The organism is Shewanella maritima (genome assembly GCF_043643735.1).
Classification (GTDB): domain Bacteria; phylum Pseudomonadota; class Gammaproteobacteria; order Enterobacterales; family Shewanellaceae; genus Shewanella; species Shewanella maritima_A.
Genome location: NZ_JBHZSM010000004.1, coordinates 70,412 through 89,714 on the forward strand (window position 1 = coordinate 70,412; position 19,303 = coordinate 89,714).

A 19,303-nucleotide genomic window follows, 5' to 3' on the forward strand; every position below is an offset into this window, starting at 1 on the left:
GTGAAATGGATTAATTTATTCGATCACTTTCTACAAAAAGCACACAAACACGCTTTGAATAGCCATGTTACTGTCAAAAACTTCTCTTTGATCCATATTAGTTTTTGCGGTTTACTGCTGTCACTTGATGTCAATGCAGAAGATACTCATCAGATCCCCCAAAACACAACCATTGAAACAACTGCCATTGCTAACAATCACCTTGATGATAAACACTACCGCCAAGCATTATTTTATTATTTTGCTGGGGATAATGCGTCTGCTTTAAGACAAATTGCCCTTAATAAACAGCAAAAGCAGAGTTACCCTCAAAAAAGCCAATTATTTGAAGCAGGTTTACAAGTCAATTTAGGGCTACATAATCAAGCGAGTGAGACATTAACTCAACTTGTTAATACTGAAGGACAAACTCACTCTTCAACTGAACACCAAGATGAAAGAAGTGCTACCTCACCAAGAGAATTAATGGTCGTTGCACTATTACAATTATCTGAACACCAGATAAACCAAGGTAATACACATTTAGCGCAACAAACATTATCAAAAATTAGTAATTTACCTAATCAGTACTCTCATCAGTATCAGATCCTTCAGCAATTATCACATTGGCCAAGCAGGCCGTCTCCTATGCTGGCAGCAAATGCATCGGTTGAACAACACAATGTAGATGATAGTCAGCATACGATGACGCTCGATGTTGCTTACATTAAAATAAACCAAGCTCTGGCGTTCATGGCTAACCAGCAATTTAGTGATGCCGAACCAATTTTGATATCGATAAACCAACAGCAATGGTTACAACAGCCCCCCTCATTTTGGCAGAACTTATTCGAAGCAACATCTGAGTCAAGCAATACTGCCACACCAATGAACGATCAACTGCAAGCTATTGTGGATTATGCCCAATTACTATTGGCACAACTTTATATAGAAAAAAACGCCTATACTGATGCGTTCGACATTTTATCGAACTTTCCTGAGCACAGTCCTTATACAGAATCAGCGCTATTTCTATTTGCCTACGCAAATCAAAAAATTGGCAACCATGCACAGGCTGCAAATCTTTATGCATTAATTCAACAAGGCTATCCCTACTCTGAATTGGCATGGCAATCAAATAACTTGCTTGCCAGTCAATTGGTTCAGCAAAATAAATTGTCTCAAGCTTTCACTCGCCTCGAGGTGGCTGAAACCTTTTATCAACAGAAACTCACCGAACTATCTCTTTTTGAAAACCAGTATCAACAATCTCAAACTCTGCTAGATTTTATGCCTGAGGCTCACAATAACGCTATTTCAATTGACAACCAGACTTCAAAACACAATCAACATTTTTTAAGCCAACATCCAATAGATTTGCAGCGTTTAGCACCGTATCAAAGCCAATCTCCTTGGTTGCAAATAGCATTAACAGAACCGAAATTAAAAGCTCAATATGCTCAGTTGCAGCAAGTACAGCAATTATCACAAGCCATTGCGGTTCAATTACAGCAGGTTGATTGGATAGAGCATGCAATCGAATTAAATAACGTTCGTCAGCAAGATGTATTAGTTAAACAGCAGCAAACACCCTACTCTCAATTAATTGAGGAATTAGCGGTAGAAATTGATCGCCTTGGCAAGGCACTAAATGATGCAGAGCATCACCAAAGTGCACAGGTATTTGCTGATGAACAACAAATGCAATGGCTTATGCGGATCAAACGAAGCGAATCGCTGATTGAATCAATTGCTTCTCATCGCAATACTACTCAACTTAAAGCGAGGCTTGAACGTGTTAAAGGTGTCATGTCTTGGGAGTTAAGTCAGTCTTACCCTCAACGTTTGTGGCAACATAAAAAGCAGCATAAGCAATTAACACTTGCCTTAGAACAGCTAAAAGCACAGCAGCAACAATTCGCTGAGCAGGCACAACAAGGTGGCAATTTATCCGTCTATTCTCAACAGCTAGTACTCAGCCGCCAAGCCCATCAACAACAAGTTGATCGTCTGTTAAAACTTGATAAACAACTCACTGCCAGTGTACGTGCTTTAGTCACTACCTTTATTGGTGAAAAACGCGATGTTTTACAACAACATTTACTTTCAACGCGTCATCATATGGCTCAAATTCTTGAAGCTCAGTCAGTTATTTCAGTTCAGCAGGAGGCGCTATGAATAGCATAAATGTGCGTTTGTCTGCCCCACGTTCAATTCTGGCATTAGCAATAAGTCTTGGATTAACTGCTTGTAGTCACAGCCCAAGTGATAATCAGCCAACACGAAGTACATTAGGGCAACTTGCAAACAACCAATCTGCTTTAGAAATAGATGGCCCAGAGTTGACTGAAAAACAGCGTCAGAAGAAATTATCTCGAATTTATCAACAACTATTGGATTTAGAGCCGAATCAGCAAGTGAGAACGGCCATGCAATATCGCTTGGCTCAAATTAATACAGAAATGTATGAGACTAACTTTTTTGAACAACTAGAGCATGTTGATGAGCTATCTGAACAAGCGCTGAGTAACAGTAGTCATGAGTTACAAGCATTAATAGATAACTATCAGCTGTTGCTGATTCAATACCCAAATAAAGCGGAAAATGAACATATACGCTATCAACTAGCCAAAGCATACGATTTACAGGGCAAACAACAGGCAAGTTTACGTGAAATAGAACATCTACTAGCCGACTACCCTAATACCCATTATTTTGCAGAAGTTAACTTCAGACGTGGTGAGATTTATTACAATTTACAGCAATACCAAGCTGCCATTAACGCTTACAAACAGGTCATTGATAGTCATGACCAAAAGTATCGACTCAATAGTTTGTACATGTCTGGTTGGTCTCTCTTTAAGTTGAATCACTTTGTTTTAGCCGATCAACGCTTTATTCAGGTGCTCGAGCAACTTGCTAACAAAGCAGGCAATATCAATTCAGACTTCCACTTTGATACATTACCAAGCCAATATCAAAGTTTAGCCATAGATACCCAACGAGTGTTGAGTATTTCACTTAGCCAACAGGGGCAATCAGCCTCGCTAGTTAGCTTAGTTAACGATAACCAGCACAGCGGGTTATTAGCTAACTATCAACATGTGCTATTTCAAAATTTAGCCCAATTTCTGTTAGATAAAGAGCTAAAACACGATGCAGAACTTACCTACCAAGCGTATATAGATATGTCCCCCAGTTCGATTTGGGCGGCTCGGTTTTCAATCGATCTATTAAAGCTATACCAATCACAAGCTAAATTTGCTTCGATTAATGCAGTCAAATTGAGCTATTTACAGCAATTTGGCTTACAAAGTCGTTTTTGGCATAGCGCAACTGATGAATACAAAGCAGAGCTTTTACCTCATCTTCTTCATTTTAGCGAGCAACAAAGTCGTCAATTATATGCAGATGCGCAAATTCAACCACAAGGTAAAACACGTGAGATTGCATTCAATAAAGCTGCACAGGCAATCCAACAAAACTTAGCACTTGCATTTGAAGCTAAGCATTCGGTTTATGTTTCAAATCAAGATATTACTGAAGCATTAGCAGATAAAAAGATTATGCATGACCAATATCTGTTAGCAGAGGCACAATTTGAAGCGAAACAATTCAATGATGCCCTAAATAGCTACCACCATATTGCATATGCACCAAGCAATACAGCGATTACTCAGCATGATTTTCATCACGCACATTACTATGCAGTTGAGCAAATAGCCTCACGGGCAGAATTAAATCATACCCACCTAGCTGATATTGCAACTGAAACAGCGGAGTTAAAACAACAAGCAGCCTTAGCAACAACCGTAGCTGTACGTGAAATTATGCTGTCTGATAAACAACCACTACAGTGGCAGTCAGTACAGACTGGCATTGATGAGCAATATATTTGGCATTACCCCGTAACAGATCGCGCACTAGAACTCGCAACATATGGTGTCGAGCAATTCAAAGATAAACAGTTATTTGAATCACAGCTTAGATACAGTTTATTTGTACTGGCTAGCCATCAAATTTTGGCAGTCGACCCAGTAACAGCCCTATCACCAAATAAAAATAATTACATTTCGTCTGAGAATATTGATAGCAATCAGGTTGATGTAAAACCAATAACGACCGTAGAAACTAGTAACAACCAAGCACCACTTGCTGCGACACAACTTAAACCGTTTTGTGCTGAATTTAAACTGACTCCGTTACATGAAACTGGCATTGAAAATTATGCTAATTTATCTTCAACAGCAAAACAGCAAGTACAGATCATTACACAGCATTACGCGAATACGGTTTATCAACAAGAGCACTATCAAGCAGCTGAACAAGCCTACAATTTAGCACTTAAATTTGTCACATCAGAACAAACAGTCACTACAGACATGCGAGGCTTGTTAGCATCAAGCATTTACTTTCAAGCGCAAAGCATGAAACAGCATCAACCGCTTGCCGCTGTTGAGCAGCTTTTAAGGATCGCAAAGGTAGTGCCTGAGTCTAGTCATAGAATCAATGCTGAGTATGAAGCTGCAAATATATTATTGGCTAACCAAGAGTATCAAGCTGCGATTGATGTATTGCTAACTTTCACTAAACAGTACCCAAAACATCATTTTAGCCAAACAATACCAGCTAAACTCGCTCAGGCTTATGAAGCTCTGGAACAATGGGAATTAGCTGGCGATCAGTTAATGGTTATTATTGCTGCAACAGATGATAGTCGTGATGCAAATATCAGCTTAAAGCGTGAAGCACTTTATACGGCAGCTGAATATTTCCTGAAGGCTGGCAAGCGCGATAAAGCTTTGTCTAGCTTTAGAACCTATGTTCATACTTACCCTCAACCATTTGATGTAGCACAAGAAGTGCGATTACAAATGAGCAAGTTCTACCAAGAGTCTAATGAGCCCAATAAGGAATATTTTTGGTACCGTAAAATATTAAGCGCACACCAACAACAAATGAAAGTGGCCAACGTTAATGCTCGTGGCCTTTTCCTTGCTTCAACCGCTGCATTTAATTTAGGTAAAGCACACCAAGCAAGCTTTACAGCTATTAAATTGACATTGCCACTACAGAAGAACTTAAAGCGTAAACAATCTGAAATGAAACTGGCTATTGGCTATTTTCAACAAGTATTAGATTTGAATATTGCTGAATATGTACCAAATGCTACTTACCAATTAGCGCAAATGTATCGCATCCTAGCGACAGATATTATGGAATCACAGCGGCCAACTGACCTTGATGAATTAGCGCTCGAAGAATATGAGATTTTACTCGAAGAGTTAGCTTATCCACTTGAAGAAAAAGCCATTGAAATTCATATCAGTAATAGTCAACGTGCATGGCAAAACAACTTTGATCAATGGATAGCCAACAGTTTCACTGCATTAGCTGAAATGTCACCGGCACTCTATTTAAAGCAGGAGCAAACGCATGATGCTGTTGAAACCATATATTAAGCAATCACGCCTAGGTTTTATAGTCAGCTTAATGACTTGCACCATTGCCATTCAAGGTTGCAGTACATCGCCTGATACCGAGTCAACACAATCTGATGTGGCGCTGGTCGGTATGGTGAATATCCAACAAAATACAACATCAAATCAAACGGAAGGCATCAGCAACACAGAAGTTAGCTCTAATGTTGCTATTTTACATCGTACAAATCGTGATAATTCATACTTAAATACCAATAATATTAATTCAATATCAAATGACACTCAGCAGCAATTTCAGCAAGGCATTGAAGCCATGAAACAACAGCAGTGGACTGTTGCACAACAACAATTTGATGCAGTCATTAGTCAGAACCCTACTCTTTCTGGCCCGTGGGTGAACCTGTCTTTAATTGCTATCGAACTCGGTCAACCTGATATTGCACTCCAGCATATTGAGAAGGCATTACAACTTGCTCCTAACAACCCGTATGCCAGGCAAGTATTCGCATTATTATTAACTGAAAAAGGCGAGTTTAAGCAGGCTAAACAGCAATATTTACGTGCGTTAAATATATGGCCTGATTACCCTCAAGCTCTTGTGAATTTAGCTATTTTACTTGAGATGTATCAAGGAGAACTGCTACAAGCAAGAGAATATTACTTAGCTTATTTAAACCTTGATAAACAAGATCAACAAGTCCAACGTTATCTAGCGGCAGTAGAGATAAAAATTCAGCGAGCAGGCCTAACGATCCCTGAAACATCTATCGACTCGTCTAACGTGCAGCCCCATGATATGCAAACAGAAATAGAAGATAAGCCGGCAGATACCAGTGCTCAACAGGAGGGAAGCTGATATGCGACTTTCAATCACTACTTTGCTTTTCACCGCCGTTATTGTTTGCTCTATTAGTCATCCCGTTCTGGCAAAAGATCCAATAAAAAAGCAAAAGCAGTCTGAACAACAAACCAACAAAAGCCAAGCACAGCAAAATATTAGTGCAGCTAAGACAAAGACTAATGCTACGCCAAGCCAGTCCGTGACTATCAATAGCCGCGTAACGGGGTCGACTGAACAACCTAAAGTCATTTATGTCATGCCATGGCAAGGAATTAATCAAGCTGTAGATGTTAATGCTGGGCAATTTGACATTAAATTACCTGCTTACCAACCCATCAACCCAAAACAATTTAAACAGCAAGTAGAACAGTTTCATCAAACGAATAAGAGTAAGTAACGAGCCTATACCTATAGGTATCGTGTTTCTCAGAAAATGATTTAAACAGACAAACATAAATAGATTTAACTTAAACAAACTGTGAGCAAAGTACTCACATAACTCAATAAAAAGGAAGCTATCATGAGTTTTACCGACCATATCATTGCATTTTTACAAAATGGCGGACCATTTATTTACCCTATCGCATTAGTACTGATTGTCGGTCTGGCAATCACCATTGAGCGTTGGATCTATTTAAGTTCAGCACACAGAACAAATCAAAAAGCATTCTCGTTAATTGCAAACGCATTAAAAACAGGCGATGTTGAGACCATTTCAAAACATGCACAAACCAACAAAGCACCAGTATTTGATGTATTAAAATCGGGTATTGCCCGCCTGCCCCAAGCTTCTCGTCGAGAAGATATTGAATATGCAATGGAAGAGACGGTGATGGAGTACATGCTGCGTCTTGAAAAGCGTACCCCTTTCATTGCCACGCTTGCCAATATTGCCACCTTATTAGGTCTATTGGGTACAATTATGGGTCTTATCGCTGCATTCTCTGCTGTCGCAAGTGCTGATCCTGCAGAGAAAGCGAACTTATTGTCATCGAGTATCTCAGTTGCGATGAACACGACTGCATTCGGTTTGATTACAGCAATCCCATTAATTTTGTTCCACTCAAGCTTACAAACTAAAACAGCAACGATAGTAGATTCCATTGAAATGGCTGGCATCAAATTGCTTAATTCATTGTCATTTACACAACAGGATCAAAACCGAGGCTAACTGTTATGAGACGCCACCGTCGTTTAAAGAAAGAAGACGCGGAACTCGATATCACTTCATTTATGAATTTGATGATTGTGTTAGTCCCCGTATTGCTTCTTAGCTTGGTGTTCTCACAAGTTCGGATTTTAAACCTGCAATTGCCAGTGTTAGCAGAATCCGATCCGCAACAAGAAGAACCCAAGGTACTTGAATTAGTGATTGCAGAGGGCCAATTAACTTTAAATTACCCTGCTGGAATTTTATTAAAACAATTTGCTTCAACTGATAAAGGTTACGACTTTTCGCTCTTGTCTACTTACTTACAAGATTTAAAGTTAACCTTTCAACAGCAAGGCATTGAGAAGAATGACATTGTGTTGCTATTAGAGCCTGACATCGAATATCAAACAATTGTCACAGCAATGGACACGGTTAAATCTTATAAAGCCGTTGTTGCTGCTAATTTAGTGGATGCAGAGTTATTTCCAATGATCTCATTAGGTGATGCACCAGTGGATACTACTATCACTCAACCAAGTGCGGAGGTGTCACAATTATGAAGCAATCATTAAAGGCTAAGCGTTTGGCAAAGCATCATCGACGATTAAAAGGCGGTAATAAGCTGAATCTGGTTGCCTTAATGGATATTTTTACCATTTTGGTATTTTTCTTGATTGTAAACCAATCTGAAGTACGGGTATTACAAAGTATTGAGAAAGTGAAGTTACCCGTTTCTGTTGCAGAAGAGTTACCTGTTGAAAATCTAATGATTGCTGTCATTGATAACACAATATTGGTACAAGAACGCGCTGTCTGGGTAGTTGAGTCAGAGGTTAAAGCAGGCTTTGATCCTTCTTTATTACAAGAAAATCCAGACATGGTGACGGCGATCACTACTGAGCTTGAATACCAGGCCAGTCGGAGACCTGAATTAACCGAAATTGAGCAGCAAAAAGGACGTGCTGTAACCATTATTGGTGACGCCAGCATCCCTTATGTGTTGCTTAAACAGATTATGGCTGCATGTGCGCAAACGGGCTATAGAAATATGTCACTAGCTGTCGAGCAACAAGCAAAAACGGTTGCGGAGGGATAATATGAGCACTTTATCTCTATCGCAAACGGGTCAAGGTAATCAATTTACTGATTTAGGTGATTTATTTAAGCCCAGTCAACAAGATAAACGCTTTAAACAAATCCTGATAATTGCACTGGTAGTTTATCTTATCTTCGCTATTGTGATCCCAATGCTTGAACAGGTTGAAATACCACGTGAAGTCAAAGAGCAAGTACCACCGCAACTTGCCAAGATAATGCTACAAGAAAAGCAACTGCCACCACCAGAAAAGCCAAAGGAGCAACCCAAGCCTGAACCAGAGCCAGAACCGGAGGATGTTAAGCCTGAGGAGAAACCGAAGGTTATTGATGAGCCAGTTATACCGGTAAAGTCGACCCGAGAGGTAGCCAAAGAAAAAGCGCAAAATGCAGGTCTTGCTGCAATGAAGGATGAATTGTTTACTATGCGTGATGCTGTGGTCATTGAGCCGACAACAACAATGCAAGCCAGTGAAGCTGAAGCGGTTAAGGTTGAGCGTAAAATGCTTGCAGCTCAAGCGGATGCGCAAAGCCAAGTTTTGGCTAAATCATCTGTGACACAAACCGTGAGTTCAGGTGAGTTAAGTACTAAAAATACTCAACAAATTCGCTTAGCTGAAGAAGAGGTACTAGCAAGCGCAGGCGCGATTGCAGAAGAACAAAGTTTAGCGTCAAAAGCTAATCAACGTTCAGAGGCTGCAATACGGCGAACGCTTGAGGCGAATAAATCTCGTCTCTATGCGCTATATAACCGTGCGTTACGCAAAGATCCTTTCTTGAAAGGTAAAGTGATGTTTGAAATTGATATTCAACCTAGTGGTAAAATAAGTCGAGTCAATATTAAATCAAGTGAACTTAATAACAGTAAATTGGAACGACAACTTACCGTGGTATTAAGATCGATTGAATTTAGCGCTGAAGATGTAGCAGCGATTACCACAATATGGTCAATTGACTTCCTACCGAGTTAACTGTTCATTCAATGGACTGTTATCAGTTAACTAAAGTATCCAGTCATAAAAAAGCCCAGCTAAGAGCTGGTTTTTTTTATTGGTATATCAGCGTATTTCTCAACTCGTTAAGCTTTACAATTTATCAGCTATACAAACCAGAAACTGTTATAACAACTAAATGCTCATAGCAAGTTCCGCCCCCTGACGGATAGCACGTTTTGCATCGAGTTCAGCTGCTACATCCACACCACCAATTAAGTGTACCGGTAAGCCTGTGGCACGCATTTGATCAACCATAGTGCGATTTGATTCTTGACCCGCACACAATACTACGTTGTCTACAGCCAATACTTGCGCATCTTCGCCCACTTTGATGTGCAAGCCCTGATCATCAAATTTGTCATAACTCACACCCGTTAGCATATTAACTTGATGCTGTTTTAACACGCTACGATGGATCCAACCGGTTGTTTTTCCTAAACCCTTACCCATTTTGCTAGTCTTACGCTGCAATAAATGAACTTCACGGCTCGGTTTATGTTCAACAGCATCGGTTAGACCACCTGCATCAGTATAGTTTTGATCAATGCCCCATTGCTTTAACCATTTATCTAATTGCAAGGTTGATGACTCATCTTCACAAAGGAAATGTGCCATATCAAACCCAATTCCGCCGGCGCCTATCAATGCGACCTTTTGTCCAATTTCAACTTCACCATTCAGCACTTGCTGATAATTTACGACTCTAGGGTCATCGAAACCAGGCAGATTCAATGCTCGTGGTACAACACCAGATGAAACTACAATTTCATCAAACTGCTCAGTTTCAAGCACACTGGCATCTAATTTTGTGTTTAGACGTAAATCGACTTTATGTAAGTTAATTTGGTTTAAGAAGTAACGGATAGTTTCATTAAACTCTTCTTTCCCTGGGATCATACGGGCTAAATTAAATTGTCCACCTACCTCAGATTTGGCTTCAAACAGCACCACGTCATGACCACGAGTTGCAGCATAAACAGAAAATGCCATCCCTGCTGGACCAGCGCCCATGACAGCTATACGTTTCTTATTGGTTGTTGGGGTAAAGTTAATTTCAGTTTCATAGCACGCTCTTGGATTTACAAGGCAAGTAGCACGCTTCATTGAAAAGGTATGATCTAAACACGCCTGATTACAGCCAATACAGGTATTTATCAACTCACTTTGATCAGCTGCCGCCTTATTCACAAACTCTGCATCTGCTAAAAACGGTCGTGCCATTGACACCATATCAGCTTGGCCTGACGCGATAATCTGCTCACCAATCTCTGGCGTATTAATACGGTTTGTTGCAATAAGCGGTACACTCACTTCAGATTTCAAACGCTCGGTTACCCAAGCAAAGGCTCCTCGAGGGACACTCGTTGCAATTGTTGGAACACGCGCTTCATGCCAACCAATGCCTGTATTGATAATAGATACACCTGCTTGCTCAAGCCACTTACCTAATGCGACAACTTCATCCCAGGTTGAACCATTATCAACCAGATCCAACATAGATAAACGAAAAACAATAATGAAATCTTTGCCAACCTTGTTGCGTATTGCTTTAACAATTTCTAATGGGAATTGAGCACGATTTTCAAAACTGCCTCCCCATTGGTCTTTACGTTTATTGGTGCGTGAACAAATAAACTGGTTAATTAGGTAGCCTTCTGAGCCCATGACTTCAACACCATCGTAACCCGCTTTTTTAGCTAGCGATGCGCTGGTGGCATAGTCTTTAATTGTGCCTTTAACCTGTCTTGCTGACATTGCAGAAGGCTTAAATGGAGTGATTGGTGATTTAATTTTACTGGCTGATTGGCTAAAAGGATGATAGCCGTAGCGCCCAGCATGCAAAATCTGCATACAAATTTTACCACCGCCTTCATGTACAGCATCGGTAACAATCTTGTGCTTGTTAACCTGCCAAGGGAAGCTCAGTTGGCAAGCGTGTGGCGCGAGACGACCTCGGAAGTTAGGGGATATACCACCAGTGACAATTAACCCCACGCCACCCACTGCACGTTCCTTATAAAATGCTGCAAGTTTCTCAAATCCGCCTTTTTCTTCTTCTAGACCTGTGTGCATAGAGCCCATCAGTACACGATTTTTAAGTTGTGTGAAGCCTAGATCTAAAGGTTCTAATAAGTGTGGAAACGACATTCAAACATCCTTTTTAAACAAGTGATTAAAACCAGCATACCTTTTCACTGGTCTAAGCTCAATCCCTCACAGCTTTGTTTGTTAAAATCCTTTACAATTCAATTCCCCAATTTAATGTAAATTCAGTTAGCATTAGGGCATAAGTCTGATAAAGGAGTGGTAAATGTCCACCAAACCCTCATTTTTAACGCGTGTGTTTAAAACCATTTGGAAAGTGATCAATGGCTTTCGTAAGTTGGTTTTAAATATTATCTTTTTCACCCTTCTTGGCATTATTGCTGTGGCATTAATGATGGGTGAAGATGAAGTACAACTTCAGAATAACAGTGCATTAGTGTTAGATCTTTCAGGTCACATCGTTGATCAAAAACGTTATGTAGACCCGTTTGAAGCTATCTTTAGTCAAAGCAATAAAAATAACCCTGATGGCGAGATTTTATTGTCTGACATCCTATATGTGATAAACAATGCCACACATGACGCACGTATTAATTCTATTGTTTTAGATCTCTCTCAGCTTCGTTCTGCAGGGATCAGCAAAATGACCGCAATTGGTGAGGCATTAAATACTTTTAAAGAAGTAGGAAAAGAAGTGGTTGCAACTGGTAATACATATAACCAGCAGCAGTACTTTTTAGCAAGTTACGCTGACACGATTTACCTAAACTCTCAGGGTGCTGTTTCACTTGAAGGGTTAAGCCGCTACCGCCTGTATTATAAGTCAGCCTTAGAAAAGCTTAAGATCAATATGCATGTATTCAGGGTGGGTACCTATAAGTCTGCTGTCGAGCCTTTTATCAGAGATGATATGTCTGAAGAAGATAAAGCTGCTAGTAAGCAATTGCTTGGGGATTTATGGCAAAGCTATAGCTCAATTGTCGCCAACAATAGAGGCGTTAACGCCGACGATCTTGTCTTAGAGCCTGACGCATACCTAGTCGCGTTAGATGAAGCTGATGGCGAAAATGCCCAGTTAGCGTTGAATCTTAATTGGGTGGATGAATTATCAACTGCGGAATCATTTAGATTAGCCATGGTAGAGCGAGCCGGTGTTTCTACAAGTGGAAAAACCTACAACCAAGTCAGTTTTAATGATTACCTTAAGTTAACCGCGCCGATACCACCATTGGTTGAAACTGACTCAGTAGGAATTGTCGTTGCCAAGGGTAACATACTCAATGGCACACAACCTGCTGGACAAATTGGCGGTGACAGTACTTCTGCACTATTACGCCAAGCACGCTTTGATGAAAAGGTTAAAGCCGTTGTATTACGTGTTGATAGTCCTGGTGGCAGTGCCTTTGCTTCGGAACAAATTCGCCAAGAAGTCATTGCGCTTAAAGACGCTGGTAAACCTGTTGTGGTGAGCATGGGGACTTATGCAGCATCCGGTGGGTACTGGATATCTGCTAGTGCAGATTATATTTATGCAACTGAAACCACCCTTACGGGCTCTATTGGTATTTTCGGTATGGTGCCAACATTTGAAGAAGCGCTTGATCATTTAGGTATTAGCTCAGATGGTGTGGCTACTTCTCAATGGGCAGGTTTTTCAACAGCACGTCCGTTGGAAGAACCAGTTAAAGCGGTCATCCAACGTCATATTGAAAAGGGATACCTGAATTTCATTTCACTTGTAGCTAAAGAACGCGGTATGTCGGTATCAGATGTTGATAGTATTGCTCAAGGTCGTGTATGGACAGGTAAACGCGCACTTGAATTAGGCTTAGTTGACGGTGTTGGTGATATTGACCAAGCTATCGCAAAGGCTGCTGCTCTTGCTGAGATGGACGTATTTGATACGAAATTAGTCGAAGAGCCACTCACTACTGAACAAATATTCATGCAGCAGTTACTCAATGCTTCTGCGTCGTATATTCCACCTCGTTTCAGTGAAACAAACTTTGCACATCAACTTCTTAATTACTTTGGTACAGCGCTAGAGCAATTTGCAAAGTTTGATGATCCAAATAATGTATATCTATACTGTGAGCAATGTAATTTTTAAGGTGTTTTAATTATCATCACCTTTTATCTATAAAACATAAAAGCCTGCCATGCAGGCTTTTTTATTGGGTCTTGTCTAAAATAGCCGTATACTGTGCCGCATCTAATCGCACTTAATACATGTAAATACATCAGTAATGCCAATGAGTAAAAAATCAATCTATGTCGCCTATACTGGCGGTACAATCGGTATGCAAAAAACAGCAAATGGCTTTGCCCCAGCAGCTGGTTTTCTCACGGATTGTGTGCAATCTATGCCAGAGTTTTATCATGAGGAAATGCCAGAATTTGTTATACATGAATACTCTCCCTTGATTGATTCATCTAACATGGCGCCGACTGATTGGCAGCTTATTGCCAATGACATTAAGGCAAATTACAACAAATATGACGGCTTTGTGATTTTGCATGGCACTGACACCATGGCTTATACCGCATCAGCGTTATCATTCATGCTTCATGGCTTATCTAAACCCGTTATCGTGACAGGTTCACAAATACCGTTGGCACAATTACGTTCTGACGGACAAACAAATTTGCTCAATTCTTTGTATATTGCGGCTAATTACCCTGTTGCTGAAGTCTGTTTGTTTTTCAATAACAAGTTATTTCGTGGTAACCGCTCAACTAAAGCTCATGCCGACGGTTTTGATGCATTTGCGTCGCCAAATTTCCCTATTTTGTTAGAAGCTGGGATCAAAATACGATTAAAGGCTGGCACGATTAGCCAACCAACTGAGCAAACCTTAGATGTCGTCACTATCACTCAGCAGCCAATCGGTGTTGTGACCCTATATCCAGGCATGGCTGTTGATATCTTTAAGAACATTCTACAACAGCCAGTAAAAGCACTTATTTTACAAACTTATGGTGTGGGAAATGCGCCGCAAAATAAAGCCTTGTTAGATACCTTACAACAAGCCGATGAACAAGGTATTGTGATAGTTAATTTAACCCAATGTTTTCAAGGAAAAGTGAATATGGGTGGCTATGCTACGGGTAATGCTCTGGCACAAGCAGGTGTGATATCAGGCGGCGATATGACTGTTGAGGCAGCCTTGGCTAAGTTACACTTTTTATTATCGATAAGCTTAACGCCTGAACAAATCAAAGCACAGATGCAGCAAAATATGTTTGGTGAACTCACTACTGATTAAGACTCTAGTGAAATACTCAATGCTTTATTCTGAAAACCAACCGCGCGGTTGGTTTTTTATTGCTACATCTTAATCATTTGTAGTTAAGCCGCGTTAGGCTTTCTTAACGAACTTAGCAGTGATCATCATTTCCCCTGCACCATCCACTTTACAATCGAGTTGATGATCTTTGCTATCAAATATTCTTCTTACTACTGCCTTTGTGCCTATTTTTATACCTTGCGAGCTACCCTTTACTCTTAAATCTTTAGCAATGGTCACTTTGTCACCTTCGCTGAGCAAGGTGCCATTGGCATCTTTAACGCATACCATTTCAAGCTGTGCTTGCTCAACGGGATCCCATTCATGAGCACATTCAGGGCAAATAAGTTGGCGCTGATCTTGATAAACAAATTCTGACTGACAAACAGGACAAGGCGGTAACTTCATAATTTAACGTATATTTTTTAAGAAATGAAAATGAGATATGATTGAAAGCTAAGATCATACATAATCATTGTTATTTATGCGATATATATAGGTATAAATGGATAAAAAGCTAATGCGTCATCCCCTATACTCCCAATAACAGAAGACCAACCAAGTAATAATACCTAGTTGAGCCAAAACAAAATCGTTAATGGCTAATCGCTAATAAAAAACTTACAAAAGGGGTGAATAGTAAGACTAAAAGCTTGAATTTTCTTGTGTTAAAAAATCTAACTCTTGTGCACTTGATGCACGACCCAAAATACTATTACGATGTGGGTAACGACCAAATCGGTCAATAATACGTTTATGCTGATATTCAAAATCTAGCTGTTCTGGCTTACCAAGGGATGTGAATAATTCAACCGCCACCTCATGAATATGTTGCGATTCACTGTGCATAAATGGCAAGTACATAAAGCCACGTTCTGTTAGCGGCAGTGTTTTATCAAATCCTTTTGCAATGGCCGTTTGTGCTAACGATAAAGCCAGTGGGTCACTGGTAAATGATGCAGGAGTATCCCTATAGATGTTTCTTGAAAATTGATCGAGGATAATAATTTCAGCTAGGCTAGCTTTCGCTGACTCACGCCATGTATACAGCTCTCCAGCACATGCTTGTTGGTGAAGTACACTAAAACGACTTTTGATTGTCTCATCGAGTTGTTGATCCTTGACCCACCACTGTTGGGGTTGTAACTCTTTGAACCAAAAATTAAGTACATCTTCTGCAGTCATGACAAATCCTTTTTCATAAAACATTAAAATGAATCAACAGCTCATGCTGTCATGAATGATTCTGACATTCAACACATCACCTCACATGCTAATCGTGTTTGAAGCAAGATAGAAAAATCCGGCCACAAAGCCGGATTTAAACTGTTATTAGTGAAAATGGATTACCTAAGCGTGTTTATTGCTTTGGTTCACGTAAATCCATTATTGGCAATGCCCCCTCTCCCATCATGGTCGTGGGTAATTTACCGTCCCAAGCTTGAGCCTCGGTTAATTTCACAATTAAAGGGTTATCTTTTAACGCCTTGGCCTTTGCTTCAATAGCTTGCGCTTCTGCTTTACCTTTCAATAAAATTGATTGCGCTTCAGCTTCTGCAACTTTTAGAATACCTTTTGCTTTGGCATCTGCAGTATTAACAGCTCTAAGCGCCTCTAGACGTTGACGTTCTAGTTTATGCTCTTCTGCTGCAGCCAGGTTTTTTTCCGTTTGTTTTATTTCAATGGAATTGATGTACTTCTGAGGCAAAATAATGTTTTCAATTTGGATATTGTCAACGATGACAGGAAAACCTTCCATCTCTTCTGCCAAACGATGTTCGATTCCTTGAATAGCACTGGCACGATCTTGGATTAATTGTTCAGCTTCAAACTGAGGAATCGTGTCTTTAGTAGCAGAGCGGAAACGAGGATCAAGAATGCGTTGCTCGAACTGGGTTAAACCACCATATTTTTTAAATAAATCAAGCGCGGCTTCTTTATTCACTGTCCAGTTAACTGATACTTCAACTGTTACTGGCATTTGTTCTTTGGTACTTGAAGCCATTTTCTCAGCATTTTTGCGAGTTCTGACTTCAATCATTTCCACAGTTTCAATAAATGGAATTTTAAAGTGTAACCCTGGGTTTTCTTGTGCTTTCGCTTCACCAAAGCGTTTCACGACCCCAACATGCCCTTCAACCACGATAAAATATGAATTGATTACAGCAAAAATTGCTACGATAAAAGGTATAGACTTGAGAAAATTAAGCCCTTTTAGCTTTTCCTTGATGATCATTACAGCTCCATGCTTTAAAATAAAGCACACACACTAGCAAATGAAAAACATGATTCAAGCAAAAGTTACCAAATGTATCATTCGATTGAGTTTTTTGTCTAAAAATTAAACGCTGGTAAAGAATCCACCTTCTGAAGAAGGTGGCTTTCATTCAGCCCCCTAAAAGGGGGCGTTTCAGTTATTTTGTAGCCTCAGTAGCATCTATGAGTAATGATATTTAAAGCCGTTGAAAACATGGATGTTTTCGTCGAGCCCACAGGGATGTGCTTGCTGCGTGCTTTAAATATCATTGCATAGCTGAATCAACCTCAAGCTGGCATGCCATACAAACAAAGATACAGGCAAACCCTAATTGATGATAACCACCTACTGAAGTTGGTGGTTTAGGGCTGAAAATAAAAAAAGAGCAATGGAAAACCATTACTCTTTTATTCTAGTTTACTCGTTTGAGCAGACGTTATCTTATATCTAATAGTCAGTAGGTATAAAATAATTAGTATTAGATATCTTGCTCTTTAAATTCGGCAATAGACTCGCCTTTAAATTGCTTTTTGAGCTCTGACTTAGACAGCTCATTGATGCCACCACCATGGGCGATAGTGAAATGATCCGTTTGTTGTAAACGTCGAGCTTGATAGAGCATAACCACTTGCATAGTATGCTCACGTTGCTCTTCGCTTAACACACTACCATCTTCCCACTTCCCCAGCTCAGTTGCACTAAGCAGCTTTTGATAAACATCTTCTGGCATTTCATCAATGACTTTATTGAGATCCTTCATACAGACTTCCGTTTATGTATCACAATGCGAATACGAGTGATCATATAGCCAATCACGCCTACTGAAAAACTGACAATCGCCATGATAGCTTGCCAGCCTTGTGCCACTTCCCCTTTCCAAATCCACATTGCAGCGCCAGCAATCAGTAAAGTCAAAAACACAATGCTGTGGGTCATTAAGCTATTCGATTTCTGGATATGACTGATTTTTACTAATGATTCAGAATTTCCATCCAAGTTGGCTTTACAATGACTACATTGTTTAGCTTGGCTAGAAATTCGCTTTTGACAGCTTGGACAGTCGATAAGTGCCATAATTTATCCTTATAAATCATCCACTACAGCAAGCATTGCAATTAATGATGCTTCACCAAGATATACACAACGCTCAGGAGACCAACCAGACATAGGATCAATCAGGTTAGCATTGTCCTTAAATGGCATCTCTAAAGTATTTGAAAGGCATTGGAAAGTGTTTGCGACCCAATTTGAACCCACTGTTAAGTTAGCTTTTCCAGGTTCATCTTTGTCATAACCAAACTCTGTTTGGAAATCAGCGCTCGCCAATAATAATGCATCAACAAATTTGGTTTGCAATGCGGCCATTTTGTCATTATATACTGGTACGCCTTCACAACCAGCCAAGAAAACATAAGGTAAGCCTTCATCACCGTGTACGTCGTAAAATAAATCAACGCCTGTTTCATGCATTTTATTCACAACATAAAACACTTCTGGGCTTTTATCTAAACTTGGTGACTGCCATTCACGATTAAGGTTGGTACCCACGGCATTTGTACGTAAATGACCACGTGCACTACCATCAGGATTCATGTTTGGCACGATATAGAAGTTAGCTTTATCAAGTAAAGATTTAGCAGTTGGGTTATCACTATCAAGTAATTGATTTAATAAGCCTTCAATCAACCACTCAGCCATGGTTTCGCCGGGGTGCTGACGGGCAGTGATCCAAATATTTTTCTTAGCTTCGTCTCCGTCGCCAACCTTTAGCAAGGTCATATCGCGGCCATCTAGCGTTAACCCTAAATGCTCTAGGCTAACCGAAGGGTGTAATTGAGCTTCGCTGATTAAATCTAGGTGACGTTCATAGCTGTAAGGCGCAAAGTAAGCAATTTGAATGGCTTCGCAGTCAAGGTCGACATTGATGGTTAGTTTACCATCAACATAGCTTGTTGGTAGGCGGAACCAGTGCTGTCTGTCATAACTGGCTACTGCTTGATAATCTTCCCAACCTTTCGGGTATGATGCACTACCTGCATTAAGAATGTTTAACGAGTACTGACCACCGACTTCACCTTCTAGGCGAAAGTTAAACCATTGATAGAATTCATTACCTACATCAGGGACAATTTCTAATTGAATGTCATCTTGTTTATCTAGATTGATAACCTTAATGTTGCCGCCATCAAAATTCGCGCTAATACGCATA

The 19,303-nt window shown here is 40.1% G+C and carries 17 protein-coding genes; 10 read left to right on the top strand and 7 right to left on the bottom strand.

Annotated features, from left to right (window positions below):
- From ACHUGF_RS06235 to ACHUGF_RS06270, 8 genes are all read left to right on the top strand, one after another.
- A complete protein-coding gene (locus ACHUGF_RS06235) occupies window positions 1–2,157 on the top strand; it encodes a tetratricopeptide repeat protein (protein WP_394129929.1) in 2,157 nt (718 codons plus the stop codon).
- The gene (locus ACHUGF_RS06240; protein WP_394129930.1) at window positions 2,154–5,441 is read left to right on the top strand and encodes a tetratricopeptide repeat protein; all 3,288 of its coding nucleotides are present in this window, start codon (window positions 2,154–2,156) and stop codon (window positions 5,439–5,441) included. The genes ACHUGF_RS06235 and ACHUGF_RS06240 overlap by 4 nt, the downstream gene beginning before the upstream one ends.
- On the top strand, window positions 5,416–6,276 hold the full coding sequence (locus tag ACHUGF_RS06245) for a tetratricopeptide repeat protein (protein ID WP_394129931.1): 861 nt from the start codon (window positions 5,416–5,418) through the stop codon (window positions 6,274–6,276). The genes ACHUGF_RS06240 and ACHUGF_RS06245 overlap by 26 nt, the downstream gene beginning before the upstream one ends.
- A gap of 1 nt (window position 6,277) precedes the next feature.
- Window positions 6,278–6,658: a hypothetical protein gene (locus ACHUGF_RS06250; protein WP_394129932.1), complete on the top strand. Its 381-nt coding sequence runs from the start codon at window positions 6,278–6,280 to the stop codon at window positions 6,656–6,658.
- A 123-nt stretch (window positions 6,659–6,781) separates the two neighbouring features.
- A complete protein-coding gene (locus ACHUGF_RS06255) occupies window positions 6,782–7,432 on the top strand; it encodes a MotA/TolQ/ExbB proton channel family protein (protein WP_394129933.1) in 651 nt (216 codons plus the stop codon).
- A 5-nt stretch (window positions 7,433–7,437) separates the two neighbouring features.
- On the top strand, window positions 7,438–7,974 hold the full coding sequence (locus ACHUGF_RS06260) for a biopolymer transporter ExbD (protein WP_394129934.1): 537 nt from the start codon (window positions 7,438–7,440) through the stop codon (window positions 7,972–7,974).
- Entirely contained in the window at window positions 7,971–8,510 is a 540-nt protein-coding gene (locus ACHUGF_RS06265; protein WP_394129935.1) for an ExbD/TolR family protein, read from the top strand. The genes ACHUGF_RS06260 and ACHUGF_RS06265 overlap by 4 nt, the downstream gene beginning before the upstream one ends.
- 1 nt (window position 8,511) lies before the next feature.
- Complete coding sequence (locus ACHUGF_RS06270; RefSeq protein ID WP_394129936.1) at window positions 8,512–9,480, top strand: AgmX/PglI C-terminal domain-containing protein; 969 nt, start codon at window positions 8,512–8,514, stop codon at window positions 9,478–9,480.
- Window positions 9,481–9,636: 156 nt separating this feature from the next.
- On the opposite strand, the gene ACHUGF_RS06275 is transcribed toward ACHUGF_RS06270, so the two are convergent.
- Window positions 9,637–11,652 carry an oxidoreductase gene (locus ACHUGF_RS06275; RefSeq protein WP_394129937.1) on the bottom strand — a complete coding sequence of 672 codons (2,016 nt, stop codon included), beginning with the start codon at window positions 11,650–11,652 and terminating at the stop codon, window positions 9,637–9,639.
- A gap of 163 nt (window positions 11,653–11,815) precedes the next feature.
- Here ACHUGF_RS06275 and sppA point away from each other — a divergent pair, with 163 nt between their 5' ends.
- Both sppA and ansA read left to right on the top strand, forming a co-directional pair.
- Window positions 11,816–13,660, top strand: coding sequence for a signal peptide peptidase SppA (sppA, locus tag ACHUGF_RS06280; RefSeq protein WP_394129938.1), 1,845 nt, complete (start codon window positions 11,816–11,818; stop codon window positions 13,658–13,660).
- A gap of 142 nt (window positions 13,661–13,802) precedes the next feature.
- Window positions 13,803–14,816 (top strand): asparaginase, encoded by a 1,014-nt coding sequence (gene ansA / locus ACHUGF_RS06285; protein WP_394129939.1) that lies wholly within the window; start codon window positions 13,803–13,805, stop codon window positions 14,814–14,816.
- Between the two features lie 93 nt (window positions 14,817–14,909).
- Here the strand turns inward: ansA and ACHUGF_RS06290 are convergent, their stop codons facing one another.
- From ACHUGF_RS06290 to ACHUGF_RS06320, 6 genes are all read right to left on the bottom strand, one after another.
- On the bottom strand, window positions 14,910–15,245 hold the full coding sequence (locus tag ACHUGF_RS06290; protein WP_394129940.1) for a zinc ribbon domain-containing protein YjdM: 336 nt from the start codon (window positions 15,243–15,245) through the stop codon (window positions 14,910–14,912).
- Between the two features lie 237 nt (window positions 15,246–15,482).
- Complete coding sequence (locus tag ACHUGF_RS06295; RefSeq protein ID WP_394129941.1) at window positions 15,483–16,022, bottom strand: DUF924 family protein; 540 nt, start codon at window positions 16,020–16,022, stop codon at window positions 15,483–15,485.
- 175 nt (window positions 16,023–16,197) lie between these two features.
- Window positions 16,198–17,073 (bottom strand): prohibitin family protein, encoded by an 876-nt coding sequence (locus tag ACHUGF_RS06300; RefSeq protein WP_394129942.1) that lies wholly within the window; start codon window positions 17,071–17,073, stop codon window positions 16,198–16,200.
- A 499-nt stretch (window positions 17,074–17,572) separates the two neighbouring features.
- Window positions 17,573–17,854, bottom strand: coding sequence for a YeaC family protein (locus ACHUGF_RS06305; RefSeq protein WP_394129943.1), 282 nt, complete (start codon window positions 17,852–17,854; stop codon window positions 17,573–17,575).
- The gene (locus ACHUGF_RS06310; RefSeq protein WP_394129944.1) at window positions 17,851–18,168 is read right to left on the bottom strand and encodes a zinc ribbon domain-containing protein; all 318 of its coding nucleotides are present in this window, start codon (window positions 18,166–18,168) and stop codon (window positions 17,851–17,853) included. The genes ACHUGF_RS06305 and ACHUGF_RS06310 overlap by 4 nt, the downstream gene beginning before the upstream one ends.
- 9 nt (window positions 18,169–18,177) lie before the next feature.
- Window positions 18,178–19,302, bottom strand: coding sequence for a M14 family metallopeptidase (locus ACHUGF_RS06320; RefSeq protein WP_463602278.1), 1,125 nt, complete (start codon window positions 19,300–19,302; stop codon window positions 18,178–18,180).
- Between the last annotated feature and the right edge of the window lies 1 nt (window position 19,303).

Coding starts and splice junctions, on each gene's coding strand:
- ACHUGF_RS06240 (WP_394129930.1), top strand. CDS start 2,154: ATGAATAGCATAAATGTGCGTTTGTCTGCCCCACGTTCAATTCTGGCA.
- ACHUGF_RS06245 (WP_394129931.1), top strand. CDS start 5,416: ATGATGCTGTTGAAACCATATATTAAGCAATCACGCCTAGGTTTTATA.
- ACHUGF_RS06250 (WP_394129932.1), top strand. CDS start 6,278: ATGCGACTTTCAATCACTACTTTGCTTTTCACCGCCGTTATTGTTTGC.
- ACHUGF_RS06255 (WP_394129933.1), top strand. CDS start 6,782: ATGAGTTTTACCGACCATATCATTGCATTTTTACAAAATGGCGGACCA.
- ACHUGF_RS06260 (WP_394129934.1), top strand. CDS start 7,438: ATGAGACGCCACCGTCGTTTAAAGAAAGAAGACGCGGAACTCGATATC.
- ACHUGF_RS06265 (WP_394129935.1), top strand. CDS start 7,971: ATGAAGCAATCATTAAAGGCTAAGCGTTTGGCAAAGCATCATCGACGA.
- ACHUGF_RS06270 (WP_394129936.1), top strand. CDS start 8,512: ATGAGCACTTTATCTCTATCGCAAACGGGTCAAGGTAATCAATTTACT.
- ACHUGF_RS06275 (WP_394129937.1), bottom strand. CDS start 11,652: ATGTCGTTTCCACACTTATTAGAACCTTTAGATCTAGGCTTCACACAA.
- sppA (WP_394129938.1), top strand. CDS start 11,816: ATGTCCACCAAACCCTCATTTTTAACGCGTGTGTTTAAAACCATTTGG.
- ansA (WP_394129939.1), top strand. CDS start 13,803: ATGAGTAAAAAATCAATCTATGTCGCCTATACTGGCGGTACAATCGGT.
- ACHUGF_RS06290 (WP_394129940.1), bottom strand. CDS start 15,245: ATGAAGTTACCGCCTTGTCCTGTTTGTCAGTCAGAATTTGTTTATCAA.
- ACHUGF_RS06295 (WP_394129941.1), bottom strand. CDS start 16,022: ATGACTGCAGAAGATGTACTTAATTTTTGGTTCAAAGAGTTACAACCC.
- ACHUGF_RS06300 (WP_394129942.1), bottom strand. CDS start 17,073: ATGATCATCAAGGAAAAGCTAAAAGGGCTTAATTTTCTCAAGTCTATA.
- ACHUGF_RS06305 (WP_394129943.1), bottom strand. CDS start 17,854: ATGAAGGATCTCAATAAAGTCATTGATGAAATGCCAGAAGATGTTTAT.
- ACHUGF_RS06310 (WP_394129944.1), bottom strand. CDS start 18,168: ATGGCACTTATCGACTGTCCAAGCTGTCAAAAGCGAATTTCTAGCCAA.
- ACHUGF_RS06320 (WP_463602278.1), bottom strand. CDS start 19,302: ATGCGTATTAGCGCGAATTTTGATGGCGGCAACATTAAGGTTATCAAT.